Annotated in this window: 15 protein-coding genes; 5 read left to right on the top strand and 10 right to left on the bottom strand. The window is 61.1% G+C overall.

All coding sequences use genetic code 11. The annotated features are described in order from the left end of the window. Window position 1 precedes the first annotated feature (1 nt). Window positions 2-697, bottom strand: coding sequence for a cupin domain-containing protein (locus tag ACJJVH_RS27405; RefSeq protein ID WP_113435725.1), 696 nt, complete (start codon window positions 695-697; stop codon window positions 2-4). Between the two features lies 1 nt (window position 698). Further along, complete coding sequence (locus ACJJVH_RS27410; RefSeq protein WP_412066673.1) at window positions 699-1,445, bottom strand: SDR family oxidoreductase; 747 nt, start codon at window positions 1,443-1,445, stop codon at window positions 699-701. Between the two features lie 106 nt (window positions 1,446-1,551). On the opposite strand from ACJJVH_RS27410, the gene ACJJVH_RS27415 reads away from it, so the two are divergent. From ACJJVH_RS27415 to ACJJVH_RS27425, 3 genes are all read left to right on the top strand, one after another. After that, window positions 1,552-2,496 carry a LysR substrate-binding domain-containing protein gene (locus ACJJVH_RS27415; protein WP_113405427.1) on the top strand — a complete coding sequence of 315 codons (945 nt, stop codon included), beginning with the start codon at window positions 1,552-1,554 and terminating at the stop codon, window positions 2,494-2,496. A 164-nt stretch (window positions 2,497-2,660) separates the two neighbouring features. After that, window positions 2,661-2,807, top strand: a complete 147-nt coding sequence (locus tag ACJJVH_RS27420) for a DUF1127 domain-containing protein (RefSeq protein ID WP_112795029.1) — start codon at window positions 2,661-2,663, stop codon at window positions 2,805-2,807. A 611-nt stretch (window positions 2,808-3,418) separates the two neighbouring features. Then, window positions 3,419-4,117, top strand: a complete 699-nt coding sequence (locus tag ACJJVH_RS27425) for a GGDEF domain-containing protein (RefSeq protein WP_412066674.1) — start codon at window positions 3,419-3,421, stop codon at window positions 4,115-4,117. Between the two features lie 109 nt (window positions 4,118-4,226). Here ACJJVH_RS27425 and ACJJVH_RS27430 read toward each other — a convergent pair whose 3' ends face one another. Genes ACJJVH_RS27430 through ACJJVH_RS27445 form a run of 4 tightly spaced genes read right to left on the bottom strand, consistent with a single transcriptional unit; the run spans window position 4,227 to window position 6,796 of the window. Then, the gene (locus ACJJVH_RS27430) at window positions 4,227-5,450 is read right to left on the bottom strand and encodes a cyanate transporter (RefSeq protein ID WP_412066675.1); all 1,224 of its coding nucleotides are present in this window, start codon (window positions 5,448-5,450) and stop codon (window positions 4,227-4,229) included. 3 nt (window positions 5,451-5,453) lie between these two features. Beyond that, complete coding sequence (locus ACJJVH_RS27435) at window positions 5,454-5,927, bottom strand: nucleoside deaminase (RefSeq protein ID WP_412066676.1); 474 nt, start codon at window positions 5,925-5,927, stop codon at window positions 5,454-5,456. Between the two features lie 15 nt (window positions 5,928-5,942). Beyond that, on the bottom strand, window positions 5,943-6,614 hold the full coding sequence (locus ACJJVH_RS27440) for an ankyrin repeat domain-containing protein (protein WP_412066677.1): 672 nt from the start codon (window positions 6,612-6,614) through the stop codon (window positions 5,943-5,945). Window positions 6,615-6,667: 53 nt separating this feature from the next. Next, window positions 6,668-6,796, bottom strand: a complete 129-nt coding sequence (locus ACJJVH_RS27445; RefSeq protein ID WP_412066678.1) for a hypothetical protein — start codon at window positions 6,794-6,796, stop codon at window positions 6,668-6,670. Window positions 6,797-6,945: 149 nt separating this feature from the next. On the opposite strand from ACJJVH_RS27445, the gene ACJJVH_RS27450 reads away from it, so the two are divergent. Next, the gene (locus ACJJVH_RS27450; RefSeq protein ID WP_113422323.1) at window positions 6,946-7,803 is read left to right on the top strand and encodes a LysR family transcriptional regulator; all 858 of its coding nucleotides are present in this window, start codon (window positions 6,946-6,948) and stop codon (window positions 7,801-7,803) included. A gap of 66 nt (window positions 7,804-7,869) precedes the next feature. Here ACJJVH_RS27450 and ACJJVH_RS27455 read toward each other — a convergent pair whose 3' ends face one another. The 3 genes from ACJJVH_RS27455 to ACJJVH_RS27465 all read right to left on the bottom strand — a co-directional run bounded on the left by ACJJVH_RS27455 (window position 7,870) and on the right by ACJJVH_RS27465 (window position 9,706). After that, a complete protein-coding gene (locus tag ACJJVH_RS27455; RefSeq protein ID WP_112795034.1) occupies window positions 7,870-8,172 on the bottom strand; it encodes a hypothetical protein in 303 nt (100 codons plus the stop codon). Window positions 8,173-8,357: 185 nt separating this feature from the next. Beyond that, window positions 8,358-8,705: a DUF488 domain-containing protein gene (locus ACJJVH_RS27460; protein ID WP_412066679.1), complete on the bottom strand. Its 348-nt coding sequence runs from the start codon at window positions 8,703-8,705 to the stop codon at window positions 8,358-8,360. A 101-nt stretch (window positions 8,706-8,806) separates the two neighbouring features. After that, window positions 8,807-9,706, bottom strand: coding sequence for a DMT family transporter (locus ACJJVH_RS27465; RefSeq protein WP_113358686.1), 900 nt, complete (start codon window positions 9,704-9,706; stop codon window positions 8,807-8,809). A 250-nt stretch (window positions 9,707-9,956) separates the two neighbouring features. On the opposite strand from ACJJVH_RS27465, the gene ACJJVH_RS27470 reads away from it, so the two are divergent. After that, window positions 9,957-10,661 carry a L,D-transpeptidase gene (locus tag ACJJVH_RS27470; RefSeq protein WP_412066680.1) on the top strand — a complete coding sequence of 235 codons (705 nt, stop codon included), beginning with the start codon at window positions 9,957-9,959 and terminating at the stop codon, window positions 10,659-10,661. A 190-nt stretch (window positions 10,662-10,851) separates the two neighbouring features. On the opposite strand, the gene ACJJVH_RS27475 is transcribed toward ACJJVH_RS27470, so the two are convergent. After that, on the bottom strand, window positions 10,852-11,634 hold the full coding sequence (locus ACJJVH_RS27475) for an ATP-binding cassette domain-containing protein (protein WP_112795295.1): 783 nt from the start codon (window positions 11,632-11,634) through the stop codon (window positions 10,852-10,854). Window positions 11,635-11,790 lie beyond the last annotated feature (156 nt).

Here is an 11,790-nt window from a genome sequence, read left to right on the forward strand (position 1 = left end):
GCTATTTACCTTCCTGTGGAGCGCCGAAGGCGCAGACATCATCATGGAGCAGAGGCGCGGACTTGAACCAGACGCGCGCGCCGCTCGATGCCGTCTTCGCCGTGAGGTGCCGGCCGGGCGGAAGTCGCAACCAGCTCCAGCGGGTGAGGGTGTCTCCGGATTCGATGAATTCGCCCTCGATCACCAGCAGCTCAAGTCCTTTCGGGTTCGCCAGCCCGATTTCGCTCTCCGGCTGCCAGTCCTCGAGAGCGACCAGCTCGTCCGATCCGTCGTACAGGATCATGGAGGACGCCACGCCGGAACGGACCGGCCCTGGCTGCCCCTGGCCTGGACGCCGGACAATGCGATCGCGGTCTGCCTGCTTGAACTGCCATAGCTTGACGAGAATGGTACATCCCCCCTCGCTCCTCGGAGCGTGTCCGGTTCCAGGCGGATTACGGACGTAGGTGCCGGCCGGGAAATCGCCGCTCTCATCCTGAAACACGCCATCGAGCACGAGAAACTCCTCACCCCCGGGATGCTGGTGGTGCGAGAAGCTGCTCTCGGGAGCGTAACGAACGATGGATGTTGCCCGGGCCTTCTCATCGCCGATCCGGAACAGCATGCGGCGGTCGACCCCCTTGGCGGGGCTGGGAACCCAATCAAGACTGGCAGCGTGGACGAGCGTGCGCTTGGTGAGGTCTTCATTCAATAGCATGTCAGAGCTCCGATCTGCCGCCGTCGATCACCATTTCCGCGCCGAGCATGTAGCTGGACGCGTCACTGGCGAGGAAAAGCACGGCTGCCGCGATCTCCTCCGGTTTTCCCATTCGACCGATCGGAACTTGCGCGCCGACACGGTCGGCATAGGCACGGAACTCTTCCTCGGTCTGGTTGTTTCCGCGATGGATCGGTGTCTCGATCGAGCCGGGGCTGACGGCGTTGACCCTGATCCTGCGATCCAGCAGCTCGGCGGACATCGTTCGCGCGAACGAGCGCACAGCCGCTTTCGACGCGGACAGGATCGAGCGGCCCGGCGTTCCGACCCGGTTCAGCCAGGATGTGTTCAGGATGATCGAACCGCCCTCGCGAAGAAGAGGCAGGACTGCCTGAACGGTGAAGAAGACACCCTTCACGTTGGCATCCATGATCCTGTCGTAGGTTGCTTCGTCTGCGGTTGCCAGCGGAGTGCCGAGCGCGACGCCAGCATTGGCGAACAGGATATCCAATGATCCGAAGGCTTTCTCGACTTCCGCCTTCATCCGGCCGAGGTCGGCGGGCGAGGTAACGTCCGCCCGGATCGTCACGACATCTCCGCCGAGTTCGCCGGCAGCCATTTCCAGCTTTTCCCGAGAGCGCCCCGCGATTGCGATACGCGCACCATTGTCCTGCAGCAGCCGCGCAGCCGCCAGCCCGATGCCGCTCGACCCTCCCGTTACCAGCGCGGTCTTTCCTTCAAGAACCATTCGTCGTTCCTCGCATGTTCAATCATCCACACCTATCGTCCCGGGTTTGCATTCGCGAGGAAAATGGACCATATCGATAAGAAAGAAAATCTTTGTCGTGGTCGATATGAGAAATCTCACCAGACTGAAGTCCCTGCAAGCCCTCGAAGCATCCGCGCGTCATGGAAGCTTCGTGGGAGCGTCTTCGGAACTCGATGTGACGCCGCCGGCCGTCGGCCAGCTCGTGCGCTCGCTGGAGGATTGGGTCGGGTATCCTCTGTTCAAGAGAAGCCGATCCGGCGCGGAACGACTGACGCCAGTGGAAGAGGCGCGGGACGCGCTCGACGACATCGCGCAAGGATTGGACCTTCTCGAATCCGGTCTCCGCAAGCTCCGCGGTCGCAAGGCGCGTTCGGTCGTGGTCGTGACGGCATCGCAGGCACTGGTCGCCAACTGGCTCCTGTCGCGGCTTGAGGATTTCTCGGCCAACTATCCGAACATTGACGTCCGGCTCGACGTGTCGGACCGGGTGATCGACCTGTCCCAGGGCGAAGCCGACATCGGAATCCGGTGTGGGCTCGGGTCCTGGAAGGGTGTGAAATCCACCTTTCTCATGGGAGAGGAGATCATAGCCGTCTGTCATAGCAAGCTTCTGCCATCGGATCAGGACGTCACAGCGGGATGGATTGCCGGGCAGACGCTTATCCATGACGGCACGCCCCATCCGGGAGGTGACTTCCCGACATGGGAGGAATGGCTCGCCCGATCCGGCGCGAACCAGACCCCGCTCGATGGCGGACTCAAAATCAATTCAACGGCAGCCGTCATCCAGGCGGCGGTGACTGCTAGGGGCGTGGCACTGGTGCGGAAGGCGCTGGTCGCCCAGGAAATCGACGGTGGCCGTCTCGTTCACCTGCTGCCGGACGTCCGTTGGCCTGTGAAGTGGGCCTACTACGTTGTTGCATCGGCGAAAGCGCTGCGCCGATCCGAAGTCGCCGCGTTCTATCAGTGGGCGAGCTCCTTAACGACGCGAACCGGAGAGCGTCACGCGGCGGATTTCGAAGAAGTGTAGTGCTCGTCTCCGGCTCCGCGCTTGCGAATTATTCGCCGAGTCACCTGCAATCGGCCGCTGTCCCGTGAGCCTTGCAAAAGCGGCATGGCTATCGTGCAGGCATGTGCATTTTATTTAGGCGGATAAATGCATATCTAGCGGGCAGAAACAAAGGAGACAATACGATGAGAGTTCTTGAGACGATTAAACGTTTTTCTGAAAAGCGCAGAGCAATCCGCGAGCTTTCCGCACTGGATGATCATGTCCTTCGCGATCTCGGCATTTCCCGCGCGCATATTCCCTACGCTGTCAGCGGAAGCCGCGGTAACTGAGCCTTCGAGGCGCATATCCATCGGGATGCGCCTAGGCATGTAAAGTTTCATGGGTGCGAAATCATGTTTTCCGCACCCAATGTCGACCGCTCAACCCTGCGGCTGACGAAATCCAGCAATTCATCTTCATCTATGTCGTTTGACGGGCGAGGTCTCGCATTCTCCTCGCCGCGTTCATGGGCTTGCCGTCATCGGCCCGCTTCGCGCGCGTGGGGACTTCACGCCGTTCCCTTTATCATTGCCCGCAATCATGAGACCGCATTCTGCCGCTCCGGCCCCAACGTGAGGCTGTGATGCGAGATCGAGCAAAGCTGCGGGAGAAGCCAGCGATTGAGACTGCTTCGAGGTGCGTCCCGGTTCCCGTGATCAAGTCCGCGGTTGCCGGCGCGTGTATAACCTTCGCAGATAGATGGGTTTTTACTCATTCACGTAGAAGATATTAAGGGAATCATAGCTAATTGGACCGGTGATGCCATTGATCCTCCGGTTTTGCTATGCGTATTGTTTTGATCAAAGCCATTTTTTTGGGTTTTCTGTCTCTCGCGGCTTCCCTGGCGATTTGCTTCAGCATCGTTCCTCTTCTCGGTGGTCAGGTCGACGGCCTTGGTTTGATGATGGCAGTCCTGTGTCCGCTGGCCATAGCCATCCCGGTTTCCGCTTTCCATTTTCATCAATCCGAAAAGTTGCGCAGGGCCGAAGCGGCGGCGGCAGACGCGCTTTTGCGACTTGCCCGGGCCTATGAGGAGTTAAGGCTGCAATCGCGGCTCGACGGGCTGACGAACGTTCTCAGCCGTCAGGCCTTTCAGGAGGATCTGGCCGGCTTCAGCAGAGCATCCATGTCCGGAGGGTTGCTGTTTCTCGATCTCGATCATTTCAAGTCGATCAACGACCGATACGGGCATGCGGCCGGCGACGAGGTCTTGCGGAAGGTCGGCGAGGTGCTGAATGCTCACTGCGGCCGCTACGACATTGCGGGCCGCCTGGGAGGCGAGGAGTTCGTGCTCTTCTTCGGCGAACTGGCTGCCGAAGGCATGTTCGAATGCTGCGAAAGGATCAGGCTTGCCATAGCGCATCTGGAAGTACGCGCCGCCTCGGGAGCGATCGTGCACGTTTCCGCGAGCATCGGCGCGGTCTATTGCGAAGCAGGCTTCGATGCGGAAGACTGCCTCGATGCCGCGGATATGAACCTTTATGCGGCGAAGGCCGGCGGCAGAAATACCGTCGCGCTTGCCGCGCAGGCGGAAGCACAAAAAGCGAGCCGGCCTCCAGCGCGGATGTTCGAGGATCGAGCGCCGCGCGGCGCCGTTTAAGGCCGGTTGTTCCGGTTTCCGGCCGGAATATGCAGCGTCGACGACAAGACGCGGCCCGTGAATGACGCGGACGCCGGGCAGGGAGATGCCGGCATCCGGTTGGCGCATGTTACGCGGCAAATTTCGGGTCGTGCATGGGACCCTCCTTCACCATTGGCAGCGCTTTTTCGTAGGTATGCGGGGCCAGGCGATATGTGAGTATCATGACGATGATCACGTTCGTCAGATGGAGCATCCAGCCGGCCTGATAACCGTCCGTCAGATCATGCAGAACTGCGACGATCCACGGCGGAATGGCGGCGATCAGGAACCCGCCGCCCTGCATCAGGGCCGACAGGGCTCCGGCAAGGGCAGGCTCCGCCAGATGGTCGAGTGCCACCACCATCGACAGCGCGAAGCAGCCGCCGAGCCCGGCGCCGACCAGCGCGGCCCAGAGCGAAGGTGCAAGCTGTGGCCAGAACCCAAGGCCTGCAAAGCCCGCCGCCTGAAATGCGAGCGTCAGCCATACCCATTTCCTGCGATCGCCCTCCCGGCCGATCAGCATGGGAAAGAGCAATGCCGACGCGGCCTGGCAGGTCGCCATGACCGCCAGCAGATTTCCACTTGCGGGGCCGCTCCATCCCTGTGCCTGATAGGACGGCGCCAGCCATGCGACGGCGGAGGAGTAGCCGCCATTGACGAGCCCGAAGCAGGCCATGAGGAGCCATGCGCGCGGCCGCTTGAGCAGGCGCAATGCGACATTGCCGGCCGGCCGGGATTGACCGTCCGAGGGCAGATAGATCCATGCGAGCAGCACGGCGACCACCGCGGGGATGGCGAGCCAGGCGAGGCCCATCCGCCAATCGCCGGTCGCGTCGGCGATTATCGGCGAAATCTTTGCCCCGAAAGCGCCCCCGCCCATCAGCATCGAGGAGTAGAGGCCCATGACGCGCGCGGCATGCGCGGGGAACATGCGCTTGATCACGCCCGGGAAAACCGCCTGCACGATCGCAACGCCGAAGCCGATCACGGCCGCCGTGGCCACCAGCGCCCAGCCCGAGTCGGAAAAGAGACGCAGAACCGATCCGGTTCCCAGCACGGCCAGAGCTGCGATTATCGACCGGCGCGCGCCTATGGTACTTTGAAGGGACGGCCCGACGAAAGCGACGAGCCCCATCAGGATCATCGGCACCAGCGTCAGAAGGGACATGCCCTGAAGTCCAAGGCCGGTCCCCGCCCGGATATCCGCCGCGAGAGGACCGACGCCGGTGATAAAGGGCCTCAAATTGAGCCCGATGACCGCAACGACCAGCAGAAGCGGGGCCATGGAGGATGGCGAAATGGTCTTGCTCATAATTTAAGCCCGGCTTTCCTGCCGGCGCTTCCAGTCGGCATAGAGATCCGGCCACGCTTCCGGACGCACCGGAACATAGCGGATCTTCATCGACTGTTCGGAGAAGGGTTTGGCCAGATCCTCGTAGATCGCCGCCGTAGACAGGCCGAACGGCGCACCGTCGTCGTTGGAATAGGCGTAGAAGACTTCCGCGATGCCGGCCAGCCGCATCGCCGCCATGCACATCGGACAGGGATGGCCGCTGGCATAGACGGTGCATCCCTGGAGGCTGGCCGATTGGAGCTTCCGGCTGGCATGGCGGATCGCGGTCATTTCCGCGTGAGCGGTCGGATCGTTGGTGCTGAGGATTTCGTTGACGCCCGTTGCGATGACTTCGCCGTCTTTGACCACGAGGGCCCCGAACGGGCGGCCGCCCTTTACGGAATTCGAGTATGCGAGCTCGATCGCGTCGCACAGGAATAGCGATTCCTTGTTCATGATAGTCTCTCTTGCTTATTTGGCGCCGGATCGGAGGAGGATTTCGGCGATTTCCGCATAGCCGCGGCTCCGTGCGAGCTGCAGGGGCGTCGCCCCCTGTCCGTCGGCCAGATTCACGTCGGCCTTCGCATCGATCAGGGCTTGAACGATCTCCTGATGCCGCTTTCCGCCGTCGCTCAGGATGATGGCTTCGATCAGCGCCGTCCAGCCGAGATTGTTGATGTGGTCGACGTCGACGCCCGCATCGATCAGCGTGCGAACCGTTGCGACATGCCCACGCTCCGAAGCTGGGATGAGCGCCGTGCCGCCGAACCTGTTCGTGCTCTTGAGGTCGGCGCCGTGAAGAAGGGTCAATTTGAGGATTTCAAAGTGGCCCCGCGCTCCGGCGTAAAGATAGGGGCTGTCCAGGATCATGTCCTTGGCGTTCACGTCCGCGCCGGCTTCGATCAGTACCCGTGCCGCGTCGATGTTGTTCCTGTGTGTCGCGACCAGCAGCGGCGTTTCTCCCGCCTTGTTGCGCACATCGACATTGATGCCGCCGGCAAGCAGTTTCCGGATTTCGCCGACATCGCCGCTGGAGGCCGCCGCAAACAGTTTTGCTTCATTCATTGTCCGTTCCGATGCGAAAAGCGGAGAGGCGATCAGCGACATGAAGAACGCCAGGCAGATAAGCAGTCTTCCGTGCATGCATCACCTCCTCCTGTTTTCGATAGTGTCTATGCCGTACCGTTGTCGATACTCTATTTCAGCTCGTCCTTGACCTGATCGATCCCGGCGAGCACGCCGATCACCTCATGGTCGATCTTGATCGGAGCGCCGTTTCCCAGAATGAGGAGGTCGTCGACGGGAATGTAGGGGAAGCAATTCATATTCGGAAATTAAATGTTTTCATGTAAACTATTCAGATCGTGCATGTGTCGAATCGACACGCATGCGGGAAATTCCGAGTGCCGTGTCGCGGCTCGGGCCGTCGCGCGTCGTGCATATGCAGGGTCGATCATTCGAAAGCTTGATGGATATGCTGGACCAACGCTTGCTACGCGCCTTCGTGACCATCGCGGATACCGGCAGCTTTACCGCGGCTGCCGAGCGGCTGCACATGACACAATCGACGATCAGCCAGCAACTGGGCCGTCTCGAACAGGCGGTCGATCGCATCCTTATCGATCGAGCGGATCGCCCTGTCAGGGCGACCGAAGCCGGCGAGCGGCTGCTGGGGTACGCGCGGCGCATTCTTTCTCTGCAGCAGGAAGCCGAAACGCTGCTTGCGGATCCCGCCGGCACGGCCGCGATCCGCATCGGGCTTCCCGACGACATCGTCACCTTGCCGATGAGCAAGACCTTTGCGTCGTTCTCGGAGGCGCATCGGGAGATCCGTCTCGATGTGACGACCGGCCTCAGCCGCGATCTGACCAGGCGCTTTCGAACCGGAGAATTCGACATCGTCGTCGTCAAGGAACCGACGGCCAGCGCCGACCGTCGAGCGAGTTTTCCCGAGGGCATGGGCTGGTTTGAAAGCGCAAAATCGCCCCGCATCTGGGGCGACCCCATTCCGCTGGTCGCCTTTTCCGTGGGCGGCCTCTATCGGGAAACCATGTTCGAGCGCCTGGAGCGTGAACGTCGCCGCTTCTACGTCGCCTTCACCAGCACAAGCCTCAACAGCGTCCTTGTCGCTGTGGAAGCCGGTCTCGGCATTTCGCTGATCCCGATCAGCACGGTCGAAAACTATGATGTCAGGCCGGCCGAATTTCTGGGCATGGAAACCGCCATGGTCGTTTCGATCTATTCCTGGGAGAAGACAGGCCGGATTGCCGAGCTCGTCGACCTTATGTCCGCAGTGCTGACCGAGCGTTACCGGCTCTCCGGCCGATCCTGACCGCGGGCATATGAAAAAGCCGGAGCATGGCTCCGGCTCGTTTATGCTGTGCCTTGGTGTCGAGGCTTAATTGTTCAGAGCGCCACCGATGATCGCGCCGAGCGCGAAGGCGGCTGCGGGATACCAAAGGCCGTCCTTGTGGCGGCGGTAGCCAGGCCGCCGATCGTGATAACCCCGATAGCCGTGGTAGTAACCCGGGCCGTCCTTGCCGCGATGAGGTCCCCAGTTGCCACGTCCCGGTCCGCGCTGGGGAACGTTGCGGTGAACTTCGCCGTGGCGATCGTGGTGGCGCCGAGGCCATTCCTGCGCATTGGCAAAAGGCGCGGAAAGCGTTGCAGCGGCAACGACGGCAATGAAAATCTTCTTCATCGGTGATTCCTTATTATTGGCAAGGGAATCTTATTAATCATAAGGTGAACGAGGAGTAAAATTTCTCTCCGAAATGTTGTGCCCGCGAAGCTGAAGATCGCGACGCCGTTGCAAATATCGGCGAGGAGCCCTTCAACAAGAACCGAAACGACCTTTCAATCCGGGTGTGGCGACCCGGCGTGGGGCTACTGACCGTCGATGAAGTCCCTGAGCACCAGGGCGTTGTTGTGCTCCGTGTCCCTGGCGCCATAGAGAAGCGTTGCCGTCGATTGGCCGATCTGCCGTTTAAGCTCCTCGACAGCTGCCGGATTGCTCTCAAGTTCCTCCAGATAGCGCCGGCGAAATGCATCCCATTTGTCGGGATCGTGGCCGAACCAGCGCCGCAGTTCGGCGCTGGGCGCAATCTCCTTCAGCCAGGCGTGAACGTGAGCCTCCTCCCTGCTGACGCCGCGGGGCCATAGCCGATCGACAAGAATGCGCGTTCCGTCCTGCGCGGCCGGCGGTTCGTAGATTCGTTTGATCCGCAAAGTCATGTTCAAGCTTTCGTCATCGACGCATATCGAAACCATCGACTTTTAAAGTCAGATATTTCTCGCCCGAAGACTTTCAAGATGCCCGCTGCCGCATGTCCTTGCTAGTATTGCGCACTCTTCTTGCGCGCGCCTTCCAAGCGGCGTTCCCACAGGACCAGCAGCAGGCTCGACGCGATGATGAGAAGTGCGCCGATAAAGACGTTTGCGGCCGGAATCTCGGCCCAGATCAGGTATCCGTAGACGAAGGCCCAGACGAGGCCGCTGTATTCGATCGGCGCAAGCGTGGACGCCGGGGCATGCCGGAAGCCCTCGTAGAGCAGGAATTGTCCGATGGTCGCGATGACGCCGAGCCCGAGCATGAGCGCCCAGCCGCTGGCGTCCGGCGTTTTCCATATCCACGGGAAAGACAGTGCGCAGGCCAACCCGAACAGCAGGCTCGTGGCATACATTTGCGTGAGCGTGGTTTCGCTTCGGCTGACGAGGCGGATCAGGATCGTGCTCCAGGCCCAGCAGAATCCCGCGACGACACACATGAGCGCGGGCAGAAGGTTGGGCGAGTGGCTGGGGTTCGCCGCGATCATGACGCCGATGAAGCCGACTATGCAGGCGATCCAGCGGCCTGCGCCAATCTTCTCCTTCAGAATGAAGATCGAGAGGACCATGACGATGATAGGAGCCGAAAAGTAAAGCGTGGTGAGTTCGGCCAGTCCCAAATGGCGGGCTGCGTTGTAGAACAGAAGCCAGGCGATCAGCATCAGCGCGGCGCGCAGGACGACGGTGCCGCGATAGGGGCTCTGAAAGATCGACGGATGGCGTCGATAACGCACGAGCACGCCCGCCACGACGACGATGACGAGGCTGCGCATGAACAGGATTTCCGGAACCTCGTAACTGGCAACCAGCCATTTCACCATCGCGTCCTGCAGCGCAAAGCAGGCATAGCCGGCGCAAGCGAGCGCGATGCCGGCAATCGGGCCCTTTTCGGTTGTTCCGGAAATCATGGAACCTCGCAATGATGCTTCGAATCGATATCCACAACTCCATTGCAGGAAGCCGCGGCCGGCGCAACCGGTCGCAGGCGCGGCCCGGAACGGTCGGATGCCGGCTTCCGAATCTGTGCCACTCTTGCAACAGGCTACAGCTTAGAGCTTTTATCCATGAATAAACTCAACCTGCTTCATCCTTTCGCCTCTTTCTCGCAGTCGGACCTCTTCGCATGTGAATGCTATCGAACGAGGTTGGAAAATAGAATTGAAGAACTGGAAGATGACGTGGGCGTTTCTGGCTGTTGCATTGTTCATGCTGGGAGCCTGCTCGACCCAGGCCGAAGATATCGAGATCGCCAGCAATGACGTGGACATATCTTCGGCTGCATACGATACGCCGAGCCCGGCAGCGACCGCGGACAGCAGCGAAGACCCGGCATATTCATACCGCGAAATGAATGACGCAGGATTCAACATTCCAGCCGTCGACGTTGCGAAGATGAACCCCGACCATATTCGCCGTGAGGTCGATTTCGAGACGACCGAACCGCCGGGCACCATCGTCGTCGATCAGCGGGCACGCTTCCTGTATTATGTCAGGCCGGGCGGCAAGGCCATTCGCTATGCGGTGGGCGTCGGCCCCATGAGCCGGAGCTTTCACGGAACAGCGACAATCGCCCTGAAGCGCAAATGGCCGCGCTGGGTTCCAACGGCGAACATGATCCGGCGCAGCCCGGAGCATTATGGTCGATTCAGGGACGGAGTGGACGGCGGCCCCGGCAATCCTCTGGGCGCGCGGGCTCTCTACATATACAAGGATGGGCAGGATACTTACTATCGCGTGCACGGAACCAATGCGCCGTCGTCCATCGGCAAGGCGGTTTCCGCCGGTTGTATCCGGCTCCTCGCCCAGGATATCATCGATCTCTACGACCGTGTGAGCACCGGCTCGCGTATCGTCGTCCAATAAGGCAGGCATATCTGGCGTGACGGCGGTCGGCGCGAGGCTCGGCATTCGAAGGCCCTTAGCGCAACCGTCGTCTCCAAATCAGCCGGCCTGGACGGAATCTCCTTCGCTTCCTCCCGTTGTTGCGAATGGATGCAGCTTCCCCGGAATTACTCGGGCTATGCCCCTCGCTCATTTTCTGGTTCGGGGCGTTTCAAAGCGGGATCGCCACGGGATGGCCCGAGGCGGGATGCTGGACGATATGCATGTCGAGGCCGTAGATCGCGCGGAGCGCTTCGGAGGTAAGGATATCCTCCGGCGGGCCGTCGGCAATGATCCTGCCCGAGTGGAGGGCAATGATGTGGTCGCAGAAGCGCGCGGCCATGTTGACGTCATGCAGCACGACGACGACGCCAAGCCCCTTGGCATGGCTGAGGCTCTGCACCAGCGAGAGCACTTCGATCTGATGGGCCACGTCAAGGGCCGAGATGGGTTCGTCGAGCAAGAGGCATTCGGCATCCTGCGCGACCAGCATGGCAAGCCAGACTCGCTGACGCTCGCCGCCCGAAAGCGTGTCTACCAGGCGGTCGGCCATGCCGACCACATCCGTGAGCCGCATTGCTTCCTCGACCTTGTCGCGGTCTGTTTGGCCGAAACGACCGAGGGCACCGTGCCAGGGATAGCGGCCGAGCGCCACGAGCTCGCGCACCAGCATGCCGGCGGCCGCCGGCGTCGCCTGCGGCAGATAGGCGACCTTGCGGGCGAAGGCCCGGTCGCCCCAATCCGCCAGCGGCTTGCCTTCGAAGCGGATGGTGCCGCTCGCCGGAGGTTGTTGCCGCGCGAGCAGTTTCAGCAGCGTCGATTTTCCCGAGCCGTTGTGGCCGATGAGACCGACGGTGCGCCGCGGCGCGAGCGTCAGCGTCATGGGTTGAAGGAGCGTGCGACCGGATATGGCGAAGGAGACCGCGTCGAGCTGGAAGAGAGCCTCTTCACTCATTGCCGAAATGCCAACCGGCGGCACGGGCCGTGCTTCGGAAGCAGTCGTCATCATCTTTCACATTCCTTCGTCTTTTGGTGGCGTTCGATCCGCTGACGGATCGTCAATGGCTGCATGTCCGTCCTAGCAAGAGATCGGCCTCGATTGCTATAGTAA

It is taken from the genome of Rhizobium sp. SYY.PMSO, from assembly GCF_046840415.1.
GTDB lineage: Bacteria > Pseudomonadota > Alphaproteobacteria > Rhizobiales > Rhizobiaceae > Rhizobium.

Coding starts and splice junctions, on each gene's coding strand:
- ACJJVH_RS27425 (WP_412066674.1), top strand. CDS start 3,419: ATGATGGCAGTCCTGTGTCCGCTGGCCATAGCCATCCCGGTTTCCGCT.
- ACJJVH_RS27440 (WP_412066677.1), bottom strand. CDS start 6,614: ATGCACGGAAGACTGCTTATCTGCCTGGCGTTCTTCATGTCGCTGATC.
- ACJJVH_RS27460 (WP_412066679.1), bottom strand. CDS start 8,705: ATGACTTTGCGGATCAAACGAATCTACGAACCGCCGGCCGCGCAGGAC.
- ACJJVH_RS27445 (WP_412066678.1), bottom strand. CDS start 6,796: ATGAATTGCTTCCCCTACATTCCCGTCGACGACCTCCTCATTCTGGGA.
- ACJJVH_RS27415 (WP_113405427.1), top strand. CDS start 1,552: ATGAGAAATCTCACCAGACTGAAGTCCCTGCAAGCCCTCGAAGCATCC.
- ACJJVH_RS27430 (WP_412066675.1), bottom strand. CDS start 5,450: ATGAGCAAGACCATTTCGCCATCCTCCATGGCCCCGCTTCTGCTGGTC.
- ACJJVH_RS27405 (WP_113435725.1), bottom strand. CDS start 697: ATGCTATTGAATGAAGACCTCACCAAGCGCACGCTCGTCCACGCTGCC.
- ACJJVH_RS27455 (WP_112795034.1), bottom strand. CDS start 8,172: ATGAAGAAGATTTTCATTGCCGTCGTTGCCGCTGCAACGCTTTCCGCG.
- ACJJVH_RS27475 (WP_112795295.1), bottom strand. CDS start 11,634: ATGAGTGAAGAGGCTCTCTTCCAGCTCGACGCGGTCTCCTTCGCCATA.
- ACJJVH_RS27450 (WP_113422323.1), top strand. CDS start 6,946: ATGCTGGACCAACGCTTGCTACGCGCCTTCGTGACCATCGCGGATACC.
- ACJJVH_RS27465 (WP_113358686.1), bottom strand. CDS start 9,706: ATGATTTCCGGAACAACCGAAAAGGGCCCGATTGCCGGCATCGCGCTC.
- ACJJVH_RS27410 (WP_412066673.1), bottom strand. CDS start 1,445: ATGGTTCTTGAAGGAAAGACCGCGCTGGTAACGGGAGGGTCGAGCGGC.
- ACJJVH_RS27420 (WP_112795029.1), top strand. CDS start 2,661: ATGAGAGTTCTTGAGACGATTAAACGTTTTTCTGAAAAGCGCAGAGCA.
- ACJJVH_RS27435 (WP_412066676.1), bottom strand. CDS start 5,927: ATGAACAAGGAATCGCTATTCCTGTGCGACGCGATCGAGCTCGCATAC.